14 protein-coding genes and 1 tRNA gene are annotated in these 15,689 nt (G+C 68.3%); 11 read left to right on the top strand and 4 right to left on the bottom strand.

Going from position 1 to position 15,689, the window contains the following annotated elements:
- Window positions 1-41: 41 nt before the first annotated feature.
- From ACR4XJ_RS08875 to ACR4XJ_RS08885, 3 genes are all read left to right on the top strand, one after another.
- The gene (locus ACR4XJ_RS08875) at window positions 42-1,637 is read left to right on the top strand and encodes a cobaltochelatase CobT-related protein (protein WP_434754894.1); all 1,596 of its coding nucleotides are present in this window, start codon (window positions 42-44) and stop codon (window positions 1,635-1,637) included.
- Window positions 1,638-1,739: 102 nt separating this feature from the next.
- Window positions 1,740-1,910 carry a hypothetical protein gene (locus ACR4XJ_RS08880; RefSeq protein WP_434754895.1) on the top strand — a complete coding sequence of 57 codons (171 nt, stop codon included), beginning with the start codon at window positions 1,740-1,742 and terminating at the stop codon, window positions 1,908-1,910.
- Window positions 1,903-2,094 (top strand): hypothetical protein, encoded by a 192-nt coding sequence (locus tag ACR4XJ_RS08885; RefSeq protein ID WP_434754896.1) that lies wholly within the window; start codon window positions 1,903-1,905, stop codon window positions 2,092-2,094. The genes ACR4XJ_RS08880 and ACR4XJ_RS08885 overlap by 8 nt, the downstream gene beginning before the upstream one ends.
- Before the next feature lie 89 nt (window positions 2,095-2,183).
- Here ACR4XJ_RS08885 and ACR4XJ_RS08890 read toward each other — a convergent pair whose 3' ends face one another.
- Together ACR4XJ_RS08890 and ACR4XJ_RS08895 are read right to left on the bottom strand one after the other, a co-directional pair.
- Window positions 2,184-3,209 carry a Fic family protein gene (locus ACR4XJ_RS08890; protein WP_434754897.1) on the bottom strand — a complete coding sequence of 342 codons (1,026 nt, stop codon included), beginning with the start codon at window positions 3,207-3,209 and terminating at the stop codon, window positions 2,184-2,186.
- A gap of 489 nt (window positions 3,210-3,698) precedes the next feature.
- Window positions 3,699-3,775 (bottom strand) — tRNA-Arg (locus tag ACR4XJ_RS08895).
- Window positions 3,776-4,101: 326 nt separating this feature from the next.
- Here ACR4XJ_RS08895 and ACR4XJ_RS08900 point away from each other — a divergent pair.
- The 7 genes from ACR4XJ_RS08900 (at window position 4,102) to ACR4XJ_RS08930 (ending at window position 13,051) form a co-directional block, all read left to right on the top strand.
- Complete coding sequence (locus ACR4XJ_RS08900; RefSeq protein WP_434754898.1) at window positions 4,102-5,496, top strand: bifunctional folylpolyglutamate synthase/dihydrofolate synthase; 1,395 nt, start codon at window positions 4,102-4,104, stop codon at window positions 5,494-5,496.
- A 40-nt stretch (window positions 5,497-5,536) separates the two neighbouring features.
- On the top strand, window positions 5,537-7,045 hold the full coding sequence (gene selA / locus ACR4XJ_RS08905) for an L-seryl-tRNA(Sec) selenium transferase (protein ID WP_434754899.1): 1,509 nt from the start codon (window positions 5,537-5,539) through the stop codon (window positions 7,043-7,045).
- Window positions 7,046-7,058: 13 nt separating this feature from the next.
- The gene (locus ACR4XJ_RS08910) at window positions 7,059-8,051 is read left to right on the top strand and encodes a UDP-glucuronic acid decarboxylase family protein (RefSeq protein WP_434754900.1); all 993 of its coding nucleotides are present in this window, start codon (window positions 7,059-7,061) and stop codon (window positions 8,049-8,051) included.
- 259 nt (window positions 8,052-8,310) lie between these two features.
- Window positions 8,311-9,759 (top strand): aminopeptidase, encoded by a 1,449-nt coding sequence (locus tag ACR4XJ_RS08915; protein ID WP_434754901.1) that lies wholly within the window; start codon window positions 8,311-8,313, stop codon window positions 9,757-9,759.
- A gap of 119 nt (window positions 9,760-9,878) precedes the next feature.
- Window positions 9,879-11,060 carry an iron-containing alcohol dehydrogenase gene (locus tag ACR4XJ_RS08920; RefSeq protein ID WP_434754902.1) on the top strand — a complete coding sequence of 394 codons (1,182 nt, stop codon included), beginning with the start codon at window positions 9,879-9,881 and terminating at the stop codon, window positions 11,058-11,060.
- An 11-nt stretch (window positions 11,061-11,071) separates the two neighbouring features.
- Window positions 11,072-11,896: a helix-turn-helix domain-containing protein gene (locus tag ACR4XJ_RS08925; RefSeq protein WP_434754903.1), complete on the top strand. Its 825-nt coding sequence runs from the start codon at window positions 11,072-11,074 to the stop codon at window positions 11,894-11,896.
- A 135-nt stretch (window positions 11,897-12,031) separates the two neighbouring features.
- Entirely contained in the window at window positions 12,032-13,051 is a 1,020-nt protein-coding gene (locus ACR4XJ_RS08930; protein WP_434754904.1) for a DMT family transporter, read from the top strand.
- 20 nt (window positions 13,052-13,071) lie between these two features.
- Here ACR4XJ_RS08930 and ACR4XJ_RS08935 read toward each other — a convergent pair whose 3' ends face one another.
- Together ACR4XJ_RS08935 and ACR4XJ_RS08940 are read right to left on the bottom strand one after the other, a co-directional pair.
- Complete coding sequence (locus tag ACR4XJ_RS08935; RefSeq protein ID WP_434754905.1) at window positions 13,072-13,827, bottom strand: ATP-binding cassette domain-containing protein; 756 nt, start codon at window positions 13,825-13,827, stop codon at window positions 13,072-13,074.
- Entirely contained in the window at window positions 13,824-14,402 is a 579-nt protein-coding gene (locus tag ACR4XJ_RS08940; protein ID WP_434754906.1) for a biotin transporter BioY, read from the bottom strand. Before ACR4XJ_RS08940 ends, ACR4XJ_RS08935 begins: the two co-directional genes overlap by 4 nt.
- A 284-nt stretch (window positions 14,403-14,686) precedes the next feature.
- On the opposite strand from ACR4XJ_RS08940, the gene ACR4XJ_RS08945 reads away from it, so the two are divergent.
- Complete coding sequence (locus tag ACR4XJ_RS08945; RefSeq protein ID WP_434754907.1) at window positions 14,687-15,457, top strand: class I SAM-dependent methyltransferase; 771 nt, start codon at window positions 14,687-14,689, stop codon at window positions 15,455-15,457.
- Window positions 15,458-15,689: the final 232 nt, after the last annotated feature.

Raw genomic sequence — 15,689 nt, forward strand, 5'->3', positions numbered from 1 at the left:
GAGCACCAAGCTTCGGGGCCTTTTCGCATTCGGAGGACCACATGCTGGATACACGCGCCGTGATGCGCTCGCTGCCGCTGGTGGCGAGCGTGCTCGGCAGGAAATATGGCGTCACCGTGACCATCGGGGGCACAGAGGCGTACACGGACGGTAGCGCGATCCATCTCCCCGCCCTGCCAGTGGGCGTGCCCGACACCTTCCTCGCACTGGCCCGTGGCTACATCGACCATGAGGCCGCCCACCTGCGGGATACCGACTTCACGGCGCTGAAGGCCGCGAACCTTACCCCCCTTGAGCACCATGTATGGAACATCATCGAGGACTGGAGGGTGGAAAACCGCCTGGTCGCCTCGTTCCCCGGCTGCCGGGGAAATTTCGACTGGCTCATAGAACACTTCTTCGGCGGCAAGGCGACAGGGACAACGGACGATCCCGCAGTGCTGTTCCTGAACTGGCTGCTGCTCACGGTTCGGGCGTGGGACGTCCCGGCCATAGGGAAGCAACGCGACACCATCGCAGCGCATCTCGATAGACTCTGTCCGGGCCTGCTTACCCGCATGGCCTGTGCTGTCGAGGCGGTACGCACCTCGTGCGCATCCACTGTCGAAGCCATTGCCCATACGCGGGCCATCGTCGCGGAACTGGGCAAGGCCGCGCAAACGCCGCAACCCGCGTCAGGTAGGAATCCGGATGCCAGTCAGGCCGGGGGCACCCCGGATGGTGCGCCCGGCAATGGCAACCAGCCCACGGCATCACCATGGGAACGGATACGGAACCTGCTGCACGCCCAGGAGGACGAACTTCCGCAGAAATTCGGCGCAATCCTTAGTGAGGCCCTGAAACTTGAGACACCCGCAAGCGATGGACTGCCTGTGAACGTGGCCACCGTCACCCACAAGGTAAGCTGGGACCTGCACCCCGACGACATCGCAGCGGCCAAACGGGCATCAACGGCCCTGCGGACGCGGCTCCATGGCCTACTACAGGCTGCGACCATCAGCCGGACCCACGGGGCACGAAGTGGGAGGCTCGACCCGCGCAGGCTCCACCGCATCGCGACGGATGACGCTCGCGTCTTCATGCGCAAGGGAGCGCGCGTCGGCATCAACACCGCCGTGCATCTGCTTCTCGACTGCTCCGGGTCCATGACCCCGAACATCCGGCTGGCCAGCACGGCCTGTCACGCCGTGGCCTCGGCCCTTGAGACCGTCAGCATCAACGTGGCTATCACCGCCTTTCCGGCCAGCCATGACCCGGCGTCGACGGAACAGAAAACCGTGGGCCGCCTGGTGCGGCACGGACAGCGGGTACATCCGAGACTAAAGGTGGCAGCCGTGGGGACCACCCCACTGGCCGAGTCCCTGTGGTGGGTGATGCAGGAAATGTTGCCCCTGCGTGAGGCCCGCAAGCTCATCCTGCTGCTGACCGATGGCGACCCCGATACGCCGACATGTGCCCTGGAAGCCATCCGGCACGCCGAACGGCTGGGGTTCGAGGTCTACGCCATAGGCATCGACGCGGTGAACATCCTGCAGCACCTGCCGGGACGGCACCGGACGATCAACACCATGGCCGAACTTGCCCCGGCGATGTTCGGCCTGCTCCAAGGCGCGCTGGTCGGAAGGCGCGCGACATGATGCAACGACGAAAAACACCGGCAACGAACAACGGGGAGGCACCACGCCTCCCCGTTCTCTTTCAACACCCCGACAAGGAGGTCGTATGCGTTGGATGTACCTGTGCCGGTTCTGGCCGTGGAAGAAATGCCTTCTGCCGCCTGCGGAATGCGTGCTCTTCGCGGACTGCCCGAAGGTCCGCATCCCAAGGAGGATAAAGATATGAACTGGGGATCAATCATCGCCATAGCCATCGCGGTACTTAACGTCGTCAAGGAGAGCATCGATGACTGAGCACGAATCCAAGGACAAGGGAATGAACAGGGCCTGGGTGTTTCTTGGCGGCTGCCTGGCCGGGGTCGCTGGCGTGTTCGTGACGGCCATCGTATCGGACACCCCGGCAAGTCTGAAAGGTAGCAAGGAGCGCGAAGAGGAAGCGCAACTGGCGCTGCCGGAGGGGGAGGCAGGAGGAGGCTAGGACTACCGTCAGGGGGGCTGCGGCCCCCCTATGCCGCAAACATGCTTTGCGGGCACTGCCGTGGAACCGCCAACAACCGTGTCTGGAACCTACCCTTCACGACGGAGTTGCAGCCACTGGTGCCCCTTGTCCGTCAGTCGATACCGCTGCAAGCGGCTATTGGGCTTGTCGGGAACGGTCATCTCGATGAACCCATCCGCCAGGGCCGGCTTGAGATAGCGCTCCCGGAAAGACTTGCGGTCTTGCAGACCAAGTGCATTCTGCAACTCCTCACGGGACATTTCGCCATGTATGGCCTGCAATAGCTGCCCGACTTGGGGGGTGACTTGGGGGGCGACTTGGGGGGCATCTGGAGCAACGGACGCGATCACGGCATCAAAAATCATCGTGAGCATGAACTCGATAAAGGGGGCACTGTCCGTCTGTCGCGTACTTTCCTGCAACGCCTCATAGTACTCGGCCTGATGCGCGAAGATCAGGTTCTCCACCGGGAGATCGGCGAACAACCCGTTCCAACGGGCCAGAATGAGGCTCTGCCACAACCGCCCCAGGCGGCCATTCCCGTCGGCGAAGGGATGGATGAATTCGAATTCGTAGTGGAACACGGAACTTGCAACCAACGGGTGGGCATCGCTGGTCGCCAACCAGTGAAACAGATCGCCCATAAGCACGGGCAACCGGTCCGCCGGAGGTGCCAGGTGGATAACGTGGGAGCCTTCCAACACGCCGACGCCACCCCGGCGGTAGCTGCCTGCCTCGTCGATCAGGCCGGACATCAGGATGCCGTGCGCTTCCAGCAGATCCTTTTCGACGACAGGGCTCCAGTCATCGAAGCGCTCGTACGCAGCAAGGGCATTGCGCACCTCCTGAACCTCACGAGGAGGCGCGATGACCCGTTTTCCGTCGAGGATGGCGGTGATCTGCGCTTCGCTGAGTTGGTTGCCTTCTATGGCGAGCGACCCGCGTATGGTGCGGATACGGTTGATACGCCGCAACCGGAGTGACGCCGCCTGTTCGCGAAGAATGGTCAACCGCCCCACGGCTTCGCTGATCCGGCCGACAAGAGTGACGATGGCTGGGGTGATGGAGAAAGGCGGCTGGTACTGCTGGCTCATGAAGTGCCCCTTCGGCATGTCTGGCGTGCCAATACCTTGCTACCATAGCTGAATTAAAGGGGAAATGCCAATCCGCATTATCCCTTGAAATCACGCTCCCTTTGTTCGCACCTTTTCCACCCAAGGGGAACTGCGCAATACCGCGCACCCCGCCCCGGCAGGCCAAACCAACCTAAATGGGGAGAAACCACAGGGGTGATTTTCGCACCTTGTGGCCGAGCCAACTGCTGTGACCACCCTTGCGAAGATCAACACCCCGCCCCAACAAAGAACCGTTATACCCATCAAGCGGAAGGAACGGCTGGTGAAATCAGCCCATGTCGACCCAAAGCAAAAGGCGCGGAACCAAGCTCCGCGCCCTCTGCTTTCACCTGGACTGCCACCAGAGTATTTCTATTCACATCCCCAAGGTTGGAAATAGGGTTGGAAAAGTTTTTCCAACCCTTGCCGAGCATGCTCTTTTTATCATCCAACAACTTGATTTCATTTTGGCGCGCCCGGGAGGATTCGAACCCCCGGCCAAGAGCTTAGAAGGCTCCTGCTCTGTCCGACTGAGCTACGGGCGCGTGACGAGAGGGGATTTTTTTAGCCGAGCCGGTGCCGCCGGTCAAGGGCGGCGAACACCCCACGGCGGGCGACCGTCCGGGGGACGCGCAACTGCGTCCTGGGGGAGTACGTATTGCCAGCCGCATTCCCATGTGGCGCAAGCCGCTCCTCACAGAGAAACGCGGCGGACACGCAACGCCCCCTAGTGGACAGCCCCCTCCTCTGCTTGACGCACCCGGCCGGGCGTCCTACCGGAATAGATGCGCCCGCGCGCGGCGTCCGGCTGTCGGACGTCCGCACGTTACGCTCCGGGGGCACCACCGCACCCTCTACAGGCACATGCATCATGACGCACGCACCCACGCCCACCAGCTTCGCCACCTACGACGACGTGCAGGCCCACCTGGACAGGCTGGGCATGTTCCACATGGACCTTGGCCTCGGCCGCATGGAGCGCGTGCTGGACGCGCTGGGCCTGGCCGCGCCGCCGTTCACGGTGGCGCAGGTGGTGGGCACCAACGGCAAGGGCTCCACGTCCACCTTTCTGGCGGCCATCGGCACGGCGCACGGGCTGCGCACCGGCCTGTACACCTCGCCGCACTTCGTCACCCCGCGCGAGCGCATCCGCATCGATGGGGCCATGCTGGCCGCCGATCTGTGGCCGGGCCTGGCCAACCGGATCATGGCGGGGGGCGGCGATGCGCTGACCTATTTCGAATTCCTCACCGTGCTCGCCCTGCTGGCCTTCCGCGAAGCGGGCGTGCAACTGGCCGTGCTGGAGGCGGGTCTCGGCGGCGCGCACGACGCCACCACCGCCGTGGCCGCCGACGTGGTCTGCGTGACGCCCATTGGCCTCGACCATCAGGCCGTGCTGGGCGCCACCATCGCCGCCATCGCCGCCGACAAGGCCGGGGCGCTGCGGCCGGGCGTGCCCGCCGTCACCGCGCCGCAGCCATCGGACGCCATGGCCGAACTGCGCACGGCCGCCGATGCCTGCGGCGCCCCCCTGCACGAGGCCGACGACGTGGCAAAGCTGCCCTCCAAGGCGGAACTGGGCCTCTCCGGGCCGCACCAGCGCGGCAACGCGCTGCTGGCCTTGGCCGCATGGGCCACGCTGGCCGAGGCCAACGAATGGGAATCGCACGAGGACGCTGTGCGCCGGGGCCTTGCCGATGCGTGGATTCCCGGCCGCCTGCAATGGGTGGAACGGCCCGATGCCGCCCAAACGGCAACGCAGCCCCCCCTTCCCGCACGCCTGGTCATCGACGGCGCGCACAACGCCCACGGGCTGGCCGCCCTGCGCGAGGCCCTGGCCGCCCAGTGCACGCGGCCCGCCGTGGTGATCTTCTCGTGCTTGGCCGACAAGGACCTTGTCGCCGTGGCCGAGGGGGTGCGGCGTCTGGCCGGTGATGCGCCCGTGCTGGTCCCCACCATCCAGGGCAACGCCCGCGCCGCGCGCGGCGAGGACCTGGCCGTTCTGCTGGGCCCCACCGCCCGCGCCGTGCCGGACATCACCGCCGCCCTGCGCGAGGCCGCCGCCCTTGCCCCGCAAGGCCCCGTACTGCTGTGCGGCTCCTTGTATTTGCTCGGCGAGTTCTTTACACTTCGGCCCGATTGTCTGGAATCGCGGGGTGCTGGCGGTGTCTGTGAAGTGGCCGCCGCGCCCCCGGACACAGTTCCGGACGACGCCCCCGACGACGCCCCGGAAACGCCGCACCCCCCGTCGCCCTCCGGCAACTGACCGGCCCCGCATCCGCCGCACCGCCAGCAAGGAGTCCCACGTGTCGAACCTGTTCCGGTCCCTGCCCTCCATGGACGCCCTGCTCACCGCCCTGGCACACCCGGAACTGACAGGGCCGGAAACGTCCGCAGCGCCGGACCTCACCGCACTGCCGCGCCCCCTGCTGCGCGACCTGACCAATGCCTTCCTCGACCAGTGCCGCGAGGCCATCCGGACCGGAGAAATCACCGACGCGGCCGCCCTCTCGACGGATGCGCTGCTGCCCGCCCTCACCGCGCACGTGCTGCGCGCCGCGCGCCCCCACTTCCGCCGCGTGCTCAACGCCACGGGCGTGGTCATCCATACCAACCTCGGGCGCTCCCTGCTGGCGGAAGAAGCCACCGCCGCCGTGGCCGAAGCCTGCGCCAACTACTCCAACCTCGAGTTCGACCTGGCCACCGGCGAACGCGGCAGCCGCTACTCCCACGTGGAAGAACTGCTGTGCAAGGTCACCGGGGCAGAGGCGGGCCTTGTGGTCAACAACAACGCCGCCGCCGTGCTGCTGGTGCTGGACACCCTGTGCAAGGGCGGCGAGGTGGTGGTTTCGCGCGGGCAACTGGTGGAGATCGGCGGCAGTTTCCGCATTCCCGAAGTCATGGAAAAGAGCGGCGCGGTGCTGCGCGAGGTGGGCGCCACCAACCGCACCCACCTGCGCGACTACGAGAACGCCATCACCGAACGCACCGTGGCCCTGCTGAAGGTGCACACCTCCAACTACCGCATCACCGGCTTCCACAAGGAAGTGCCCCTGGCGGAACTGGTGGCCCTGGGCCGGGCGCGCAACCTGCCGGTCATCGAAGACCTGGGCAGCGGCAGCTTTCTGGACTTCACCCCGTGGGGCCTGTCCGGCGAACCCACCGTGCGCGAGGTGGTGGCCGACGGGGCCGACGTGGTCAGCTTTTCGGGCGACAAGGTGCTGGGCGGCCCGCAGGCCGGGCTCATCGTGGGGCGGCGCGAAATCATCGCGCGCATCAAGCGCAACCCGCTCAACCGCGCCCTGCGCATCGACAAGATGACCCTGGCCGCGCTGGAAGCCACCCTGCGCCTGTACCTGGACCCGGAACTGGCCCGCCGCAAGGTGCCTACCCTGCGCATGATGACCGCCCCGGCCGACGAACTGGCCCGGCGGGCGCGCAAACTGGCCACCCGGCTGCGCGCCGCGCTGGGCGATGCGGCCGTCATCGGCCTTGCCCCCGGCATGTCGCGGGTGGGCGGCGGCTCGTTTCCCGAGCGCGACCTGCCCACCACGCTGGTCAGCGTGGCTCCGGCGGGGTGTTCCGCCACCACGCTGAAGGAACGGCTGCTGGATGTCGCCCCGCCCGCCCTTCCGCTGGTCGGCAGGCTGGAGGACGACACCTTCCGGCTGGATCCGCGCACCCTGGACGATCCGGAATTTCCCCTGGTGGCCGCCGCGCTGGCGCAGGCGCTTGGCCTGCCCAACTCACCGGATGCGGCGCGACCCGCCGCCGCGCCCGGCAAACGCGCGCCGCGCGCCCACCGCACCCGCTAGAATCGGAGCCCACATGCAAAACGGCGAATTCAAGGAACTGGCCCGCAAGCGCATCCTGGTCACCGGGGGGGCGGGCTTCATCGGCTCGCACCTGTGCCGCCGCCTGCTGGACCGTGGCGCGGAAGTGCTGTGCGTGGACAACTTCTTCACCGGCTCGCGCGACCATGTGCAGGAAATGCAGGACCATCCGCGCTTCGAGCTGTTGCGCCACGACATCACCTTTCCGCTCTACGTGGAAGTGGACGAAATCTACAACCTGGCCTGCCCGGCATCGCCCATCCACTATCAGTTCGACCCGGTGCAGACCACCAAGACCTGCGTGCACGGCTCCATCAACATGCTGGGGCTGGCCAAGCGGGTCAAGGCGCGCATCCTGCAAGCGTCCACCAGCGAAGTCTACGGCGATCCGGAAACCCACCCCCAGACCGAAGACTACTGGGGCCGGGTGAACCCCATCGGCCCGCGCTCGTGCTACGACGAAGGCAAGCGCTGCGCCGAAACCCTGTTCAGCGACTACCACCGCCAGCACGGGGTGCCCATCCGCATCGCGCGCATCTTCAACACCTTCGGCCCGCGCATGCACCCCAACGACGGCCGGGTGGTCAGCAACTTCATCCTTCAGGCATTGCAGGACAAGCCCATCACCATCTACGGCGACGGCAGCCAGACCCGCTCGTTCTGCTACGTGGACGACATGGTGGACGGCCTGACCGCGCTGATGCACGCCCCGGACGACACCCACCTGCCGGTGAACCTCGGCAACCCGGAGGAACGCACCATCCTGAACCTTGCCGAAATCATCATCGAATTCGTCAACTCGCGCTCCACCATCGACTTCCGCCCGCTGCCGCAGGACGACCCGCGCCGCCGCCGCCCGGACATCGCGCAGGCCCGGGAAAAGCTGGACTGGGAGCCCAGGGTGAGCATGGAGGAAGGGTTGAAGCGGACGGTGGAGTATTTCGAGAGATTGCTGAGGTCGCGGAGGGAGGAAGGAGCGGAGGTGTAAGGGGCTGCGCGGGGGGGAAGAGAGGTTCGTGCGTTGGTGGACGCGGCCTCTACGAAGACGGGTGCAACCCCGCACGACATTCCTCCCCCTCTTTCTCTCCCCCATTCCCCTGCCGACAAACCCCCATCCCCTGGTTGCCCCCCGCCGCAAGAGATATTACCTAGTCCTTCGCCGCGTTGCACAGCACCGCGCGCCCCCCGCAAACCTTCGCGGTTTCGCGCCGCACCACATACGGGCATCTTCCCCGAAAGGATCCCTCATGGACAAACTCGACTTCGAGACCACCAACTGCTGGGAAGCCTACGCCGGCGACGAGCATCAGGCCGCCATGCGCGAACTGGCCGACCGCTACGTGGACTTCCTGTCCCGCTGCAAGACCGAGCGCGAAACCGTGGACTACGTGGTCACGCGCCTGCGCGCGGCGGGCTACACCGAAAACTTCGCCCACGACAAGGTCTACCGGGTGTTCAAGGGCAAGACCGTGTTCATCGCCCGCAAGGGCCGCGCCCCGCTGTCGCAGGGGTTGCGGCTCATCGGCGCCCACGCGGACACGCCCCGCCTCGACCTCAAGCAGCGTCCGTTGCAGGAACAGGCGGGCATCGGCCAGGCCAAGACCCATTATTACGGCGGCATCCGCAAGTACCAGTGGCTGGCCCGCCCGCTGGCCCTGCACGGCGTGGTGGTGAAGGAGAACGGCGAATCGGTGCGCGTCACCCTGGGCGAGGACCCGGCGGAGCCGGTGTTCACCATCGCCGACCTGCTGCCCCATCTGGCCCAGAAGCAGGCCGGGCAGACCATCGCCGACGCCTTCGAGGGCGAAAAGCTGAACATCGTGCTGGGACACCGGCCCGCGCCCAAGCCCGTGACGGAAGGAAACGGCGTGGACGCCTCCGCCGCTGCCTCCGAAACTCCGCCCGACGCCCCGGCCAGCGCCCCCGCCAAAAAGGACGCCCCCAAGGATCCGATCAAGGCGCGCATGCTGGCCCTGCTCCACGAAAAGTACGGCATCCGCGAGGAAGACCTGTACTCCGCCGAGTTGCAGGCCGTGCCCGCCGGTCCCGCCCGTTATGTGGGGCTGGATGGTTCCCTCGTCGGCGGCTACGGGCAGGACGACCGCATCTGCGTGTTCGCCGCGCTGGAGGCCCTGCTGGCGGCGGAAAACCCGCAGCAGCCGCAGTGCGTGCTGTTCTGGGACAAGGAGGAGATCGGCTCGGAAGGCTCCACCGGGGCCAAGTCGCGCTTCTTCGAATACTGCATCGAAGACCTCATCGCCGCGTGGCAGCCCGCCGCCCGCTTCAGCGACGTGATGCTGGCCACCCGCGCCCTGTCCGCCGACGTGCACGCCGCCATGGACCCCGACTGGCAGGAACTGCACGAAAAGCTCAACGCCGCCGTCATCGGCCACGGCCCGTGCTTCTGCAAGTTCACCGGGCACCGGGGCAAGTACGAGGCCAACGACGCCCACCCCGAATACGTGGGCTGGCTGCGCGGCGTGCTGAACGGCCGCAAGATTCCATGGCAGATGGCGGAACTGGGCCGCGTGGACGGCGGGGGCGGCGGCACCGTGGCCATGTACCTTGCCGCTTACGGCATGGACATCATCGACTTCGGCCCGGCGGTGCTGTCCATGCACAGCCCGTTCGAGCTGTCCAGCGTGGCCGACCTGTACGCCACCCGGCTGGCCTACACGGCGTTTCTGGAAAAGTAGCCGGCGACGCGACGACGCATTCCGCCCGGCGCGGGCGGCTTTCCGCACCGTACCCGGCCAGACCATACCCGGCCGCACCACCACCGCGCGCCCGTGGCGCACAGCCCAAGGAGACCGTCATGCTCGACTTCACCTTTCACATGCCCACCCGCATCGTCTTCGGCGCGGGCAGGCTGGCCGAGCTTGGCCGCACCCGCCTGCCGGGCCGCAAGGCGCTGGTTGTGGTCAGCGCGGGCGGCTCCATGCGCCGCACCGGGCATCTGGACAAGGTGCTGGCCCTGCTGGCGCAGAACGGCTGCACCACCGTGGTCTTTGAAAAAATCCAGCCCAACCCCGTCCTCACCCACGTGGACGAGGGCGCGGCGCTGGCCCGCGCCGAAGGCTGCGACTTCGTGCTGGGCCTTGGCGGGGGCAGCAGCATCGATTCCGCCAAGGCCATCGCCCTGGCCGCCGCCAACCCCGGCTCGTACTGGGACTACATCCAGAGCGGCACCGGCGGCCGCAAGCGGCCGGAGCGCCCGGCCCTGCCGGTGGTGGCCATTCCCACCACGGCGGGCACCGGCACCGAGGCCGACCCGTGGACGGTCATCACCCGCGAGGACACCAACGAAAAGACAGGCTGGGGCGACGATTCCACCTACCCCGCGCTGTCCATCGTGGACCCCATGCTGATGGTCAGCGTGCCCCCGGCGGTGACGGCCATGACCGGCATGGACGCCTTCTTCCACGCGGCGGAGGCGTATCTTTCCACGGCGCGCCAGCCGTCCAGCGACCTGCTGGCGCTGGAGGCGGTCAGCCTGATCACCCAGTTCCTGCCGCAGGCGGTGAAGGACGGCAGTTCGGTGCAGGTGCGCACCATGCTGGCGTGGGCGTCCACGGCGGCGGGGCTGTGCGAATCGCTGTCGTCGTGCATCTCGCACCATTCGCTGGAGCACGCCCTGTCGGCCCACCACCCGGCGCTGCCGCACGGCGCGGGCCTGGTGATGCTGTCCCTGCCCTACTTCGAGGTGATGGCCCGCTTCCAGCCCAAGCGCTGCGCGGACCTGGCCGTGACCATGGGCGAGGACATCGAGGGCATGGACCTGCGCGCGCAGGGGCTGGCCCTGGTCACCGCCCTGCGCAAGCTCATCGTCGCCGTGGGGCTGGACGGCCTGAAGATGTCCGACTACGGGGTGACCCGCGACGAGATTCCCGCCCTGGCCCGCAACGCCCGCGAAACCATGGGCGGACTGTTCGCCGTCACCCCGGTGGACCTGCGCGAGGACGCGGTGATCGCCATCTTCGAGAAGGCGTACCGCTAGCGGAGCCCGGCATGCGGCAGCCCCTCGAAAACGTGCGCTACTGGCGCAGCGACGACCTGGACGGTCTGGAGACCAACCGGGTGCTCCGCAGCGCGCACACCTTCCCCAAGCACACCCACGAGCAGTACGCCGTGGGCCTGATGGAGGAAGGCGCCAACTACTGCCACGGCCGTTCCCGGCGCAGTTCCGTGGTGGTGGGCGGGCAGGTCTGCCTGTTCAACCCCGGCGAGGTGCATAGCGGCGAACCGGAACGCGGCGTGCCCGCCACCTACCGCATGTTCTACGCGGACCCGTGCTGGCTGCACCGCGTGGCCGTGGAACTGGGCGGCCGCGACGGGGGCCCGCCCGACTTCCGCAGGCTCATCGTGCCCGACGCCGACGTGCTGCGCGCCTTCCTGCGCCTCAGCGACCTGGTGGCCGAGGGCGCGGAACTGCTGGCCCGCCAGTCGGCCATGGTGGGGGCCTTCTCGCTGGTGCTGGCCCGCCACGGCGGGGTGCGGCCGGAAGCCGTCACCGCCCGCGACGGCAACGCGGCCGTGCGCCGGGTGCGCGCCTACCTTGCCGAACGGCTGGCCCACAAGGTGACGCTGGAAGACCTGGCCGAGGCCACGGGCCTCAGCCGCTTCCACATGCTGCGGGTGTTCCGCGACGCCACGGGCATGACCCCGCACGCCTACCACACCCAGTTGCGCGTGGACCGCGCAAAGCTGCTGCTGCGCCGGGGCTGGGCCATGGCCGACGCGGCGCAGGAAACCGGCTTCGTGGACCAGAGCCACTTCGCCAACACCTTCCGCCGCTACGTGGGGGCCACGCCGGGGCAGTACCTGTCGCGCTGAGACGCGCGCCCCCGCCTCCGACGGCCCCGCGCCCCCGCCCCCCACCGCAATTTCCTGCAAAAACTCCGTGCAAGACGCACCGCCCCGCAACGCGGTACATCCGGCGCACATCATAACTTCACGGAGACGCCTTCCATGTCCGATTCCGCACCCTGCGCCCCTGCCGCCGCCGACCTTTCCGGCAACGCCCCCGCCCGTCCCTCCCTGCTGCTGCCCGGTCTGGCGGCCCTGGGCGCGGTGACCCTGTGGGGCCTGTCCTTTCCGGCCATGAAGGTGGCCGTGCAGGCCCTTGGCCCCATGCCGCTGATGTGGGCGCGCATGATGGTGGCCATGGCGCTGCTGGCCCCGTTCACCGCCCGGCTGTTCCCCGCCCGCACCGTGGCCGTGGCCCCTTCCGGCACGCTGGTGCGGCGCGGGTTCTGGAGCGGCGTGCCCCGCCGGCACAAGCTGCTGCTCCTGCCCACGGTGCTGTTGCAGCCCTGCCTGTACTTTCTGTTCGAATCCAAGGCCATGCAGCTTACCACGGCCTCTCAGGCCGGGGTCATTTCCGCCTCGGTGCCGCTGCTGGTGGGCGCGGGCGCGTGGCTGCTGCTGGGCGAGCGGCCTTCGCCCCGGCTGTGGGTGGGGGTGGCGTTCTCGTGCGCCGGGGTGGCCTGGCTGACCCTGTCCGGCGGCGCGGGCACCGAATCCGCGCCCGACCCGCTCCTGGGCAACATGCTGGAACTCCTGGCCATGACCTGCGCGGCGGGCAACATGCTGCTGGTGCGCAGGCTGTCCGCGCATGGGGGACACGGGGAATGCGGCGGCTTCCGCTGGAATCCGTGGACCCTCACGGCGTTGCAGACCGTGGCCGGGGCGCTGTTCTTCGCGCCCGGCGCGTATGCCGTGCTCACCGGCGCGGGGCAGTGGCCCGCCGACGTGGTGCTGGCCGTGGTCTACCTTGGCGCGGGGGCCTCGCTGGGCGCCTTCGGCCTGTTCAACTGGGCCACCAGCCACCTGCCCGCCAGCAGCGTGGGCGCGTTCATCAACCTTGTGCCGGTGACCGCCGTGGGGTTCGGCTGGCTGTGGCTGGGCGAAACCCTGAACGCCACCCAGATGCTGGCCGCCGCCGTGGTCATGGTGGGCGTGGCGCTGGGCACCGGCCGCCGCCGGTAGCGGGGCTGCCGGGCGGCCTGCTACTCGTAGGGAACGATCTCCCGCCGCTCCGTCCACGAGCAGGGCGGGCGGATGCCGTGGGCGCGCACCCGGTCCAGTACTGCGGCGGGCGGGCCGAACAGCGCCTGCCGCCCCCCGTCCAGCACCAGCATCAGGTCGGCCATGTCCACCACCGGCTCCAGTTCGTGCACCGAGACCACCTGGGTCAGCCCGGCGGCCCGGTTGCGGGCCAGGATGTCGCGCAGTTCCAGTGCCGCCGGGTGGTCCAGCCCGCTGAACGGCTCGTCCAGCAAGAGCAGGCCCGGCGCGGCAAGCAGCGCGGCGGCAAGGCACAACTTGCGCTTCTGCCCGTAGGACAGGGTATGCACCGGGCTGTCCCAGTGCGCGGCAAGGCCGAACCTTGCCGCCGCATCGCGCGCGGCGGCAAGGGCGGCCGCGCCGTCGGGGGTGTGCGCGGGCGGCGCGGTAAGCAGTAGGTCTTCCGCCACCGTGGCCCCCAGCATCTGCATGTCCGCGTCCTGCAGGACCAGCGCGGCGTGGCGGCGCAGGGCGGCCTCCGCACCGGGGCAGTGGTGTCCGGCCACGTCCAGCGTGCCCGCACCGGTCCGCAGCAGTCCGGCCAGCAATTGCAACAGGGTGGACTTGCCGCTGCCGTTGACCCCGCACAGGCACAGCAGCGCGCCGGGGGGCACGGCGAAATCCGCGCCGTCCAGCGCGGGCGGCGTTCCGGCCGGGGTGCCGGGATGGGTGTAGCGCAGCCCCCTGACGACGATCATCGGGGCAGCAGCCTTCGCGCAGCCAGGAACCGCCATGCGGCCACGGCCAGCGCCACCTTGACCACGTCGCCGGGCAGAAAGGGCAGCACGCCCACGGCCACGGCGTACGCCGCGTCGATGTCCAGCACCTGCATCAGCCGGGCCGCGCCCGCCAGATAGGCCACGGCCAGTCCGGCAAGGCAGCAGCACAGGGCCAGCGCGACGCGGGGCAACCCGATCGCGCCATCCCCCACATCACGTCCGCGCAGCCCACCCAGTCCGCCGAACCCGGCGATGAACGCCATGCACGCAAACCCGAACAGGTACCCCCCGGTGGGACCCAGCAGGTGGGCGAACCCGGCCTTGCCGCCGGAAAACACCGGCAGCCCCATCACCCCGGCCAGCACGTACAGCAGCATGGCCCCGGCGCCGCGCACGGGGCCGAGCACCAGCCCGGCCAGGGCCACGAACAGGGTTTGCAGGGTCACCGGCACCGGCCCCACGGGCAGCATGACCATGGCCCCCACGGCGATGAGCGCGGCCATCAGGGCCGTCCAGACCAAGCGGTGCAGGCCCGCCAGCGGGGCGTCGTGCATGTGGCTCCCGTCCGCGCGTCCGCGCGGGGTTGTGGTTCGCGCCCGAACATAGGGCCACGGCCCGCGCCGGTCAACGAGGAGGCTCGGCAGTGACCTCGGGCCCGCGCACCGGCGGCATGGAACGCGGAGGGGCGTCAGGCAAGGAAGGCACGCCGACCGCGACCGGAGTGTACTTCCCTGGTACACGACGGAAGCGGACGGCGCAGCCTGACGCGGCATCACGCCCTTCCCCGCTCCATGCCGGTGCTGGACGGGGGCGAACTACCCTGCTATCCGAAACACCCATGTCCGCCCCGTCTCCACCTTCCTCCGGCCCCCCTTCCGCGCCCTGCCGCCCCGACACGTACGCCCCCGTCGTGGAGGTGCACGCCTGCGGCCGCGTCTGGACGCTGGAGCGCCACGCCGACCTCGAATCGCTGTGGGAAGAACTGGCCGCCTGCGACGGCCCAAACCCCGTGGCGGGTTCCACCGGCACGGCGGACGCGGCCCGCGCCGCCTTCGTGGACGACGAACGGCTGCCCTACTGGACCGAGTTGTGGCCCGCCAGCCTTGCCCTGGCGGAATGGCTGGCCGAAAACCGCGCCGCGCTGCACGGCCGCCGCTGCCTGGACCTGGGCTGCGGGCTGGGGCTCACGGCCATCGTCGGACAATGGCTGGGCGCGCGGGTCATCGGCATGGACTACGAGGAGGCGGCCCTGCGCTTCGCCCGGCTGAACGCCGCGCGCAACGGGGTGGCGCAGCCCCTGTGGACGGTGATGGACTGGCGCGTGCCCGCCGTGGCCCCCCGTTCGCTGGATGCGGTCTGGGCGGGCGACATCATGTACGAGCGCCGGTTCGTAACACCCGTCAGTGAATTCTTGGATCATTCCGTGGCACGGGACGGGATGGTCTGGGTGGCGGAACCGGGCAGAAACGTGTACGCTGCGTTCCGGGAAACCTTGGAGGCCCGTGGCTGGACCACGCGCTGCGCCCGCACCATGCAGGTGGACGCGCTGTACCGGCAGGCCGAACGTGTTACCGTATACCTGTGGGAGATGCGCCCCCCGCACACCTAGAGGGTGTCGCCACGAGTGTCTTTTTGCCCTCTGCCTTCGTCAGAATGATTTTTTATTCCAGTCAAATACCATCAGAGTATGTTCCTTCCATAAAAAATCATTCTTCCTTGGCAGAGAACAAAAATCCTACTCGTGACGGCACCCTCTGAAAGACATTTTTCAGATATCCCTGCCTCCCTCCAGACCGCTTGTTCCACCGCAGGACACCGCCACCGCAACCACAGGAGCCGTT

Source organism: Nitratidesulfovibrio sp. D1, assembly GCF_051133415.1.
Classification (GTDB): Bacteria; Desulfobacterota; Desulfovibrionia; order Desulfovibrionales; family Desulfovibrionaceae; genus Cupidesulfovibrio.

Coding starts and splice junctions, on each gene's coding strand:
- ACR4XJ_RS08930 (WP_434754904.1), top strand. CDS start 12,032: ATGTCCGATTCCGCACCCTGCGCCCCTGCCGCCGCCGACCTTTCCGGC.
- ACR4XJ_RS08945 (WP_434754907.1), top strand. CDS start 14,687: ATGTCCGCCCCGTCTCCACCTTCCTCCGGCCCCCCTTCCGCGCCCTGC.
- ACR4XJ_RS08885 (WP_434754896.1), top strand. CDS start 1,903: ATGACTGAGCACGAATCCAAGGACAAGGGAATGAACAGGGCCTGGGTG.
- ACR4XJ_RS08920 (WP_434754902.1), top strand. CDS start 9,879: ATGCTCGACTTCACCTTTCACATGCCCACCCGCATCGTCTTCGGCGCG.
- ACR4XJ_RS08910 (WP_434754900.1), top strand. CDS start 7,059: ATGCAAAACGGCGAATTCAAGGAACTGGCCCGCAAGCGCATCCTGGTC.
- ACR4XJ_RS08940 (WP_434754906.1), bottom strand. CDS start 14,402: ATGCACGACGCCCCGCTGGCGGGCCTGCACCGCTTGGTCTGGACGGCC.
- ACR4XJ_RS08900 (WP_434754898.1), top strand. CDS start 4,102: ATGACGCACGCACCCACGCCCACCAGCTTCGCCACCTACGACGACGTG.
- ACR4XJ_RS08915 (WP_434754901.1), top strand. CDS start 8,311: ATGGACAAACTCGACTTCGAGACCACCAACTGCTGGGAAGCCTACGCC.
- ACR4XJ_RS08875 (WP_434754894.1), top strand. CDS start 42: ATGCTGGATACACGCGCCGTGATGCGCTCGCTGCCGCTGGTGGCGAGC.
- ACR4XJ_RS08890 (WP_434754897.1), bottom strand. CDS start 3,209: ATGAGCCAGCAGTACCAGCCGCCTTTCTCCATCACCCCAGCCATCGTC.
- ACR4XJ_RS08935 (WP_434754905.1), bottom strand. CDS start 13,827: ATGATCGTCGTCAGGGGGCTGCGCTACACCCATCCCGGCACCCCGGCC.
- ACR4XJ_RS08925 (WP_434754903.1), top strand. CDS start 11,072: ATGCGGCAGCCCCTCGAAAACGTGCGCTACTGGCGCAGCGACGACCTG.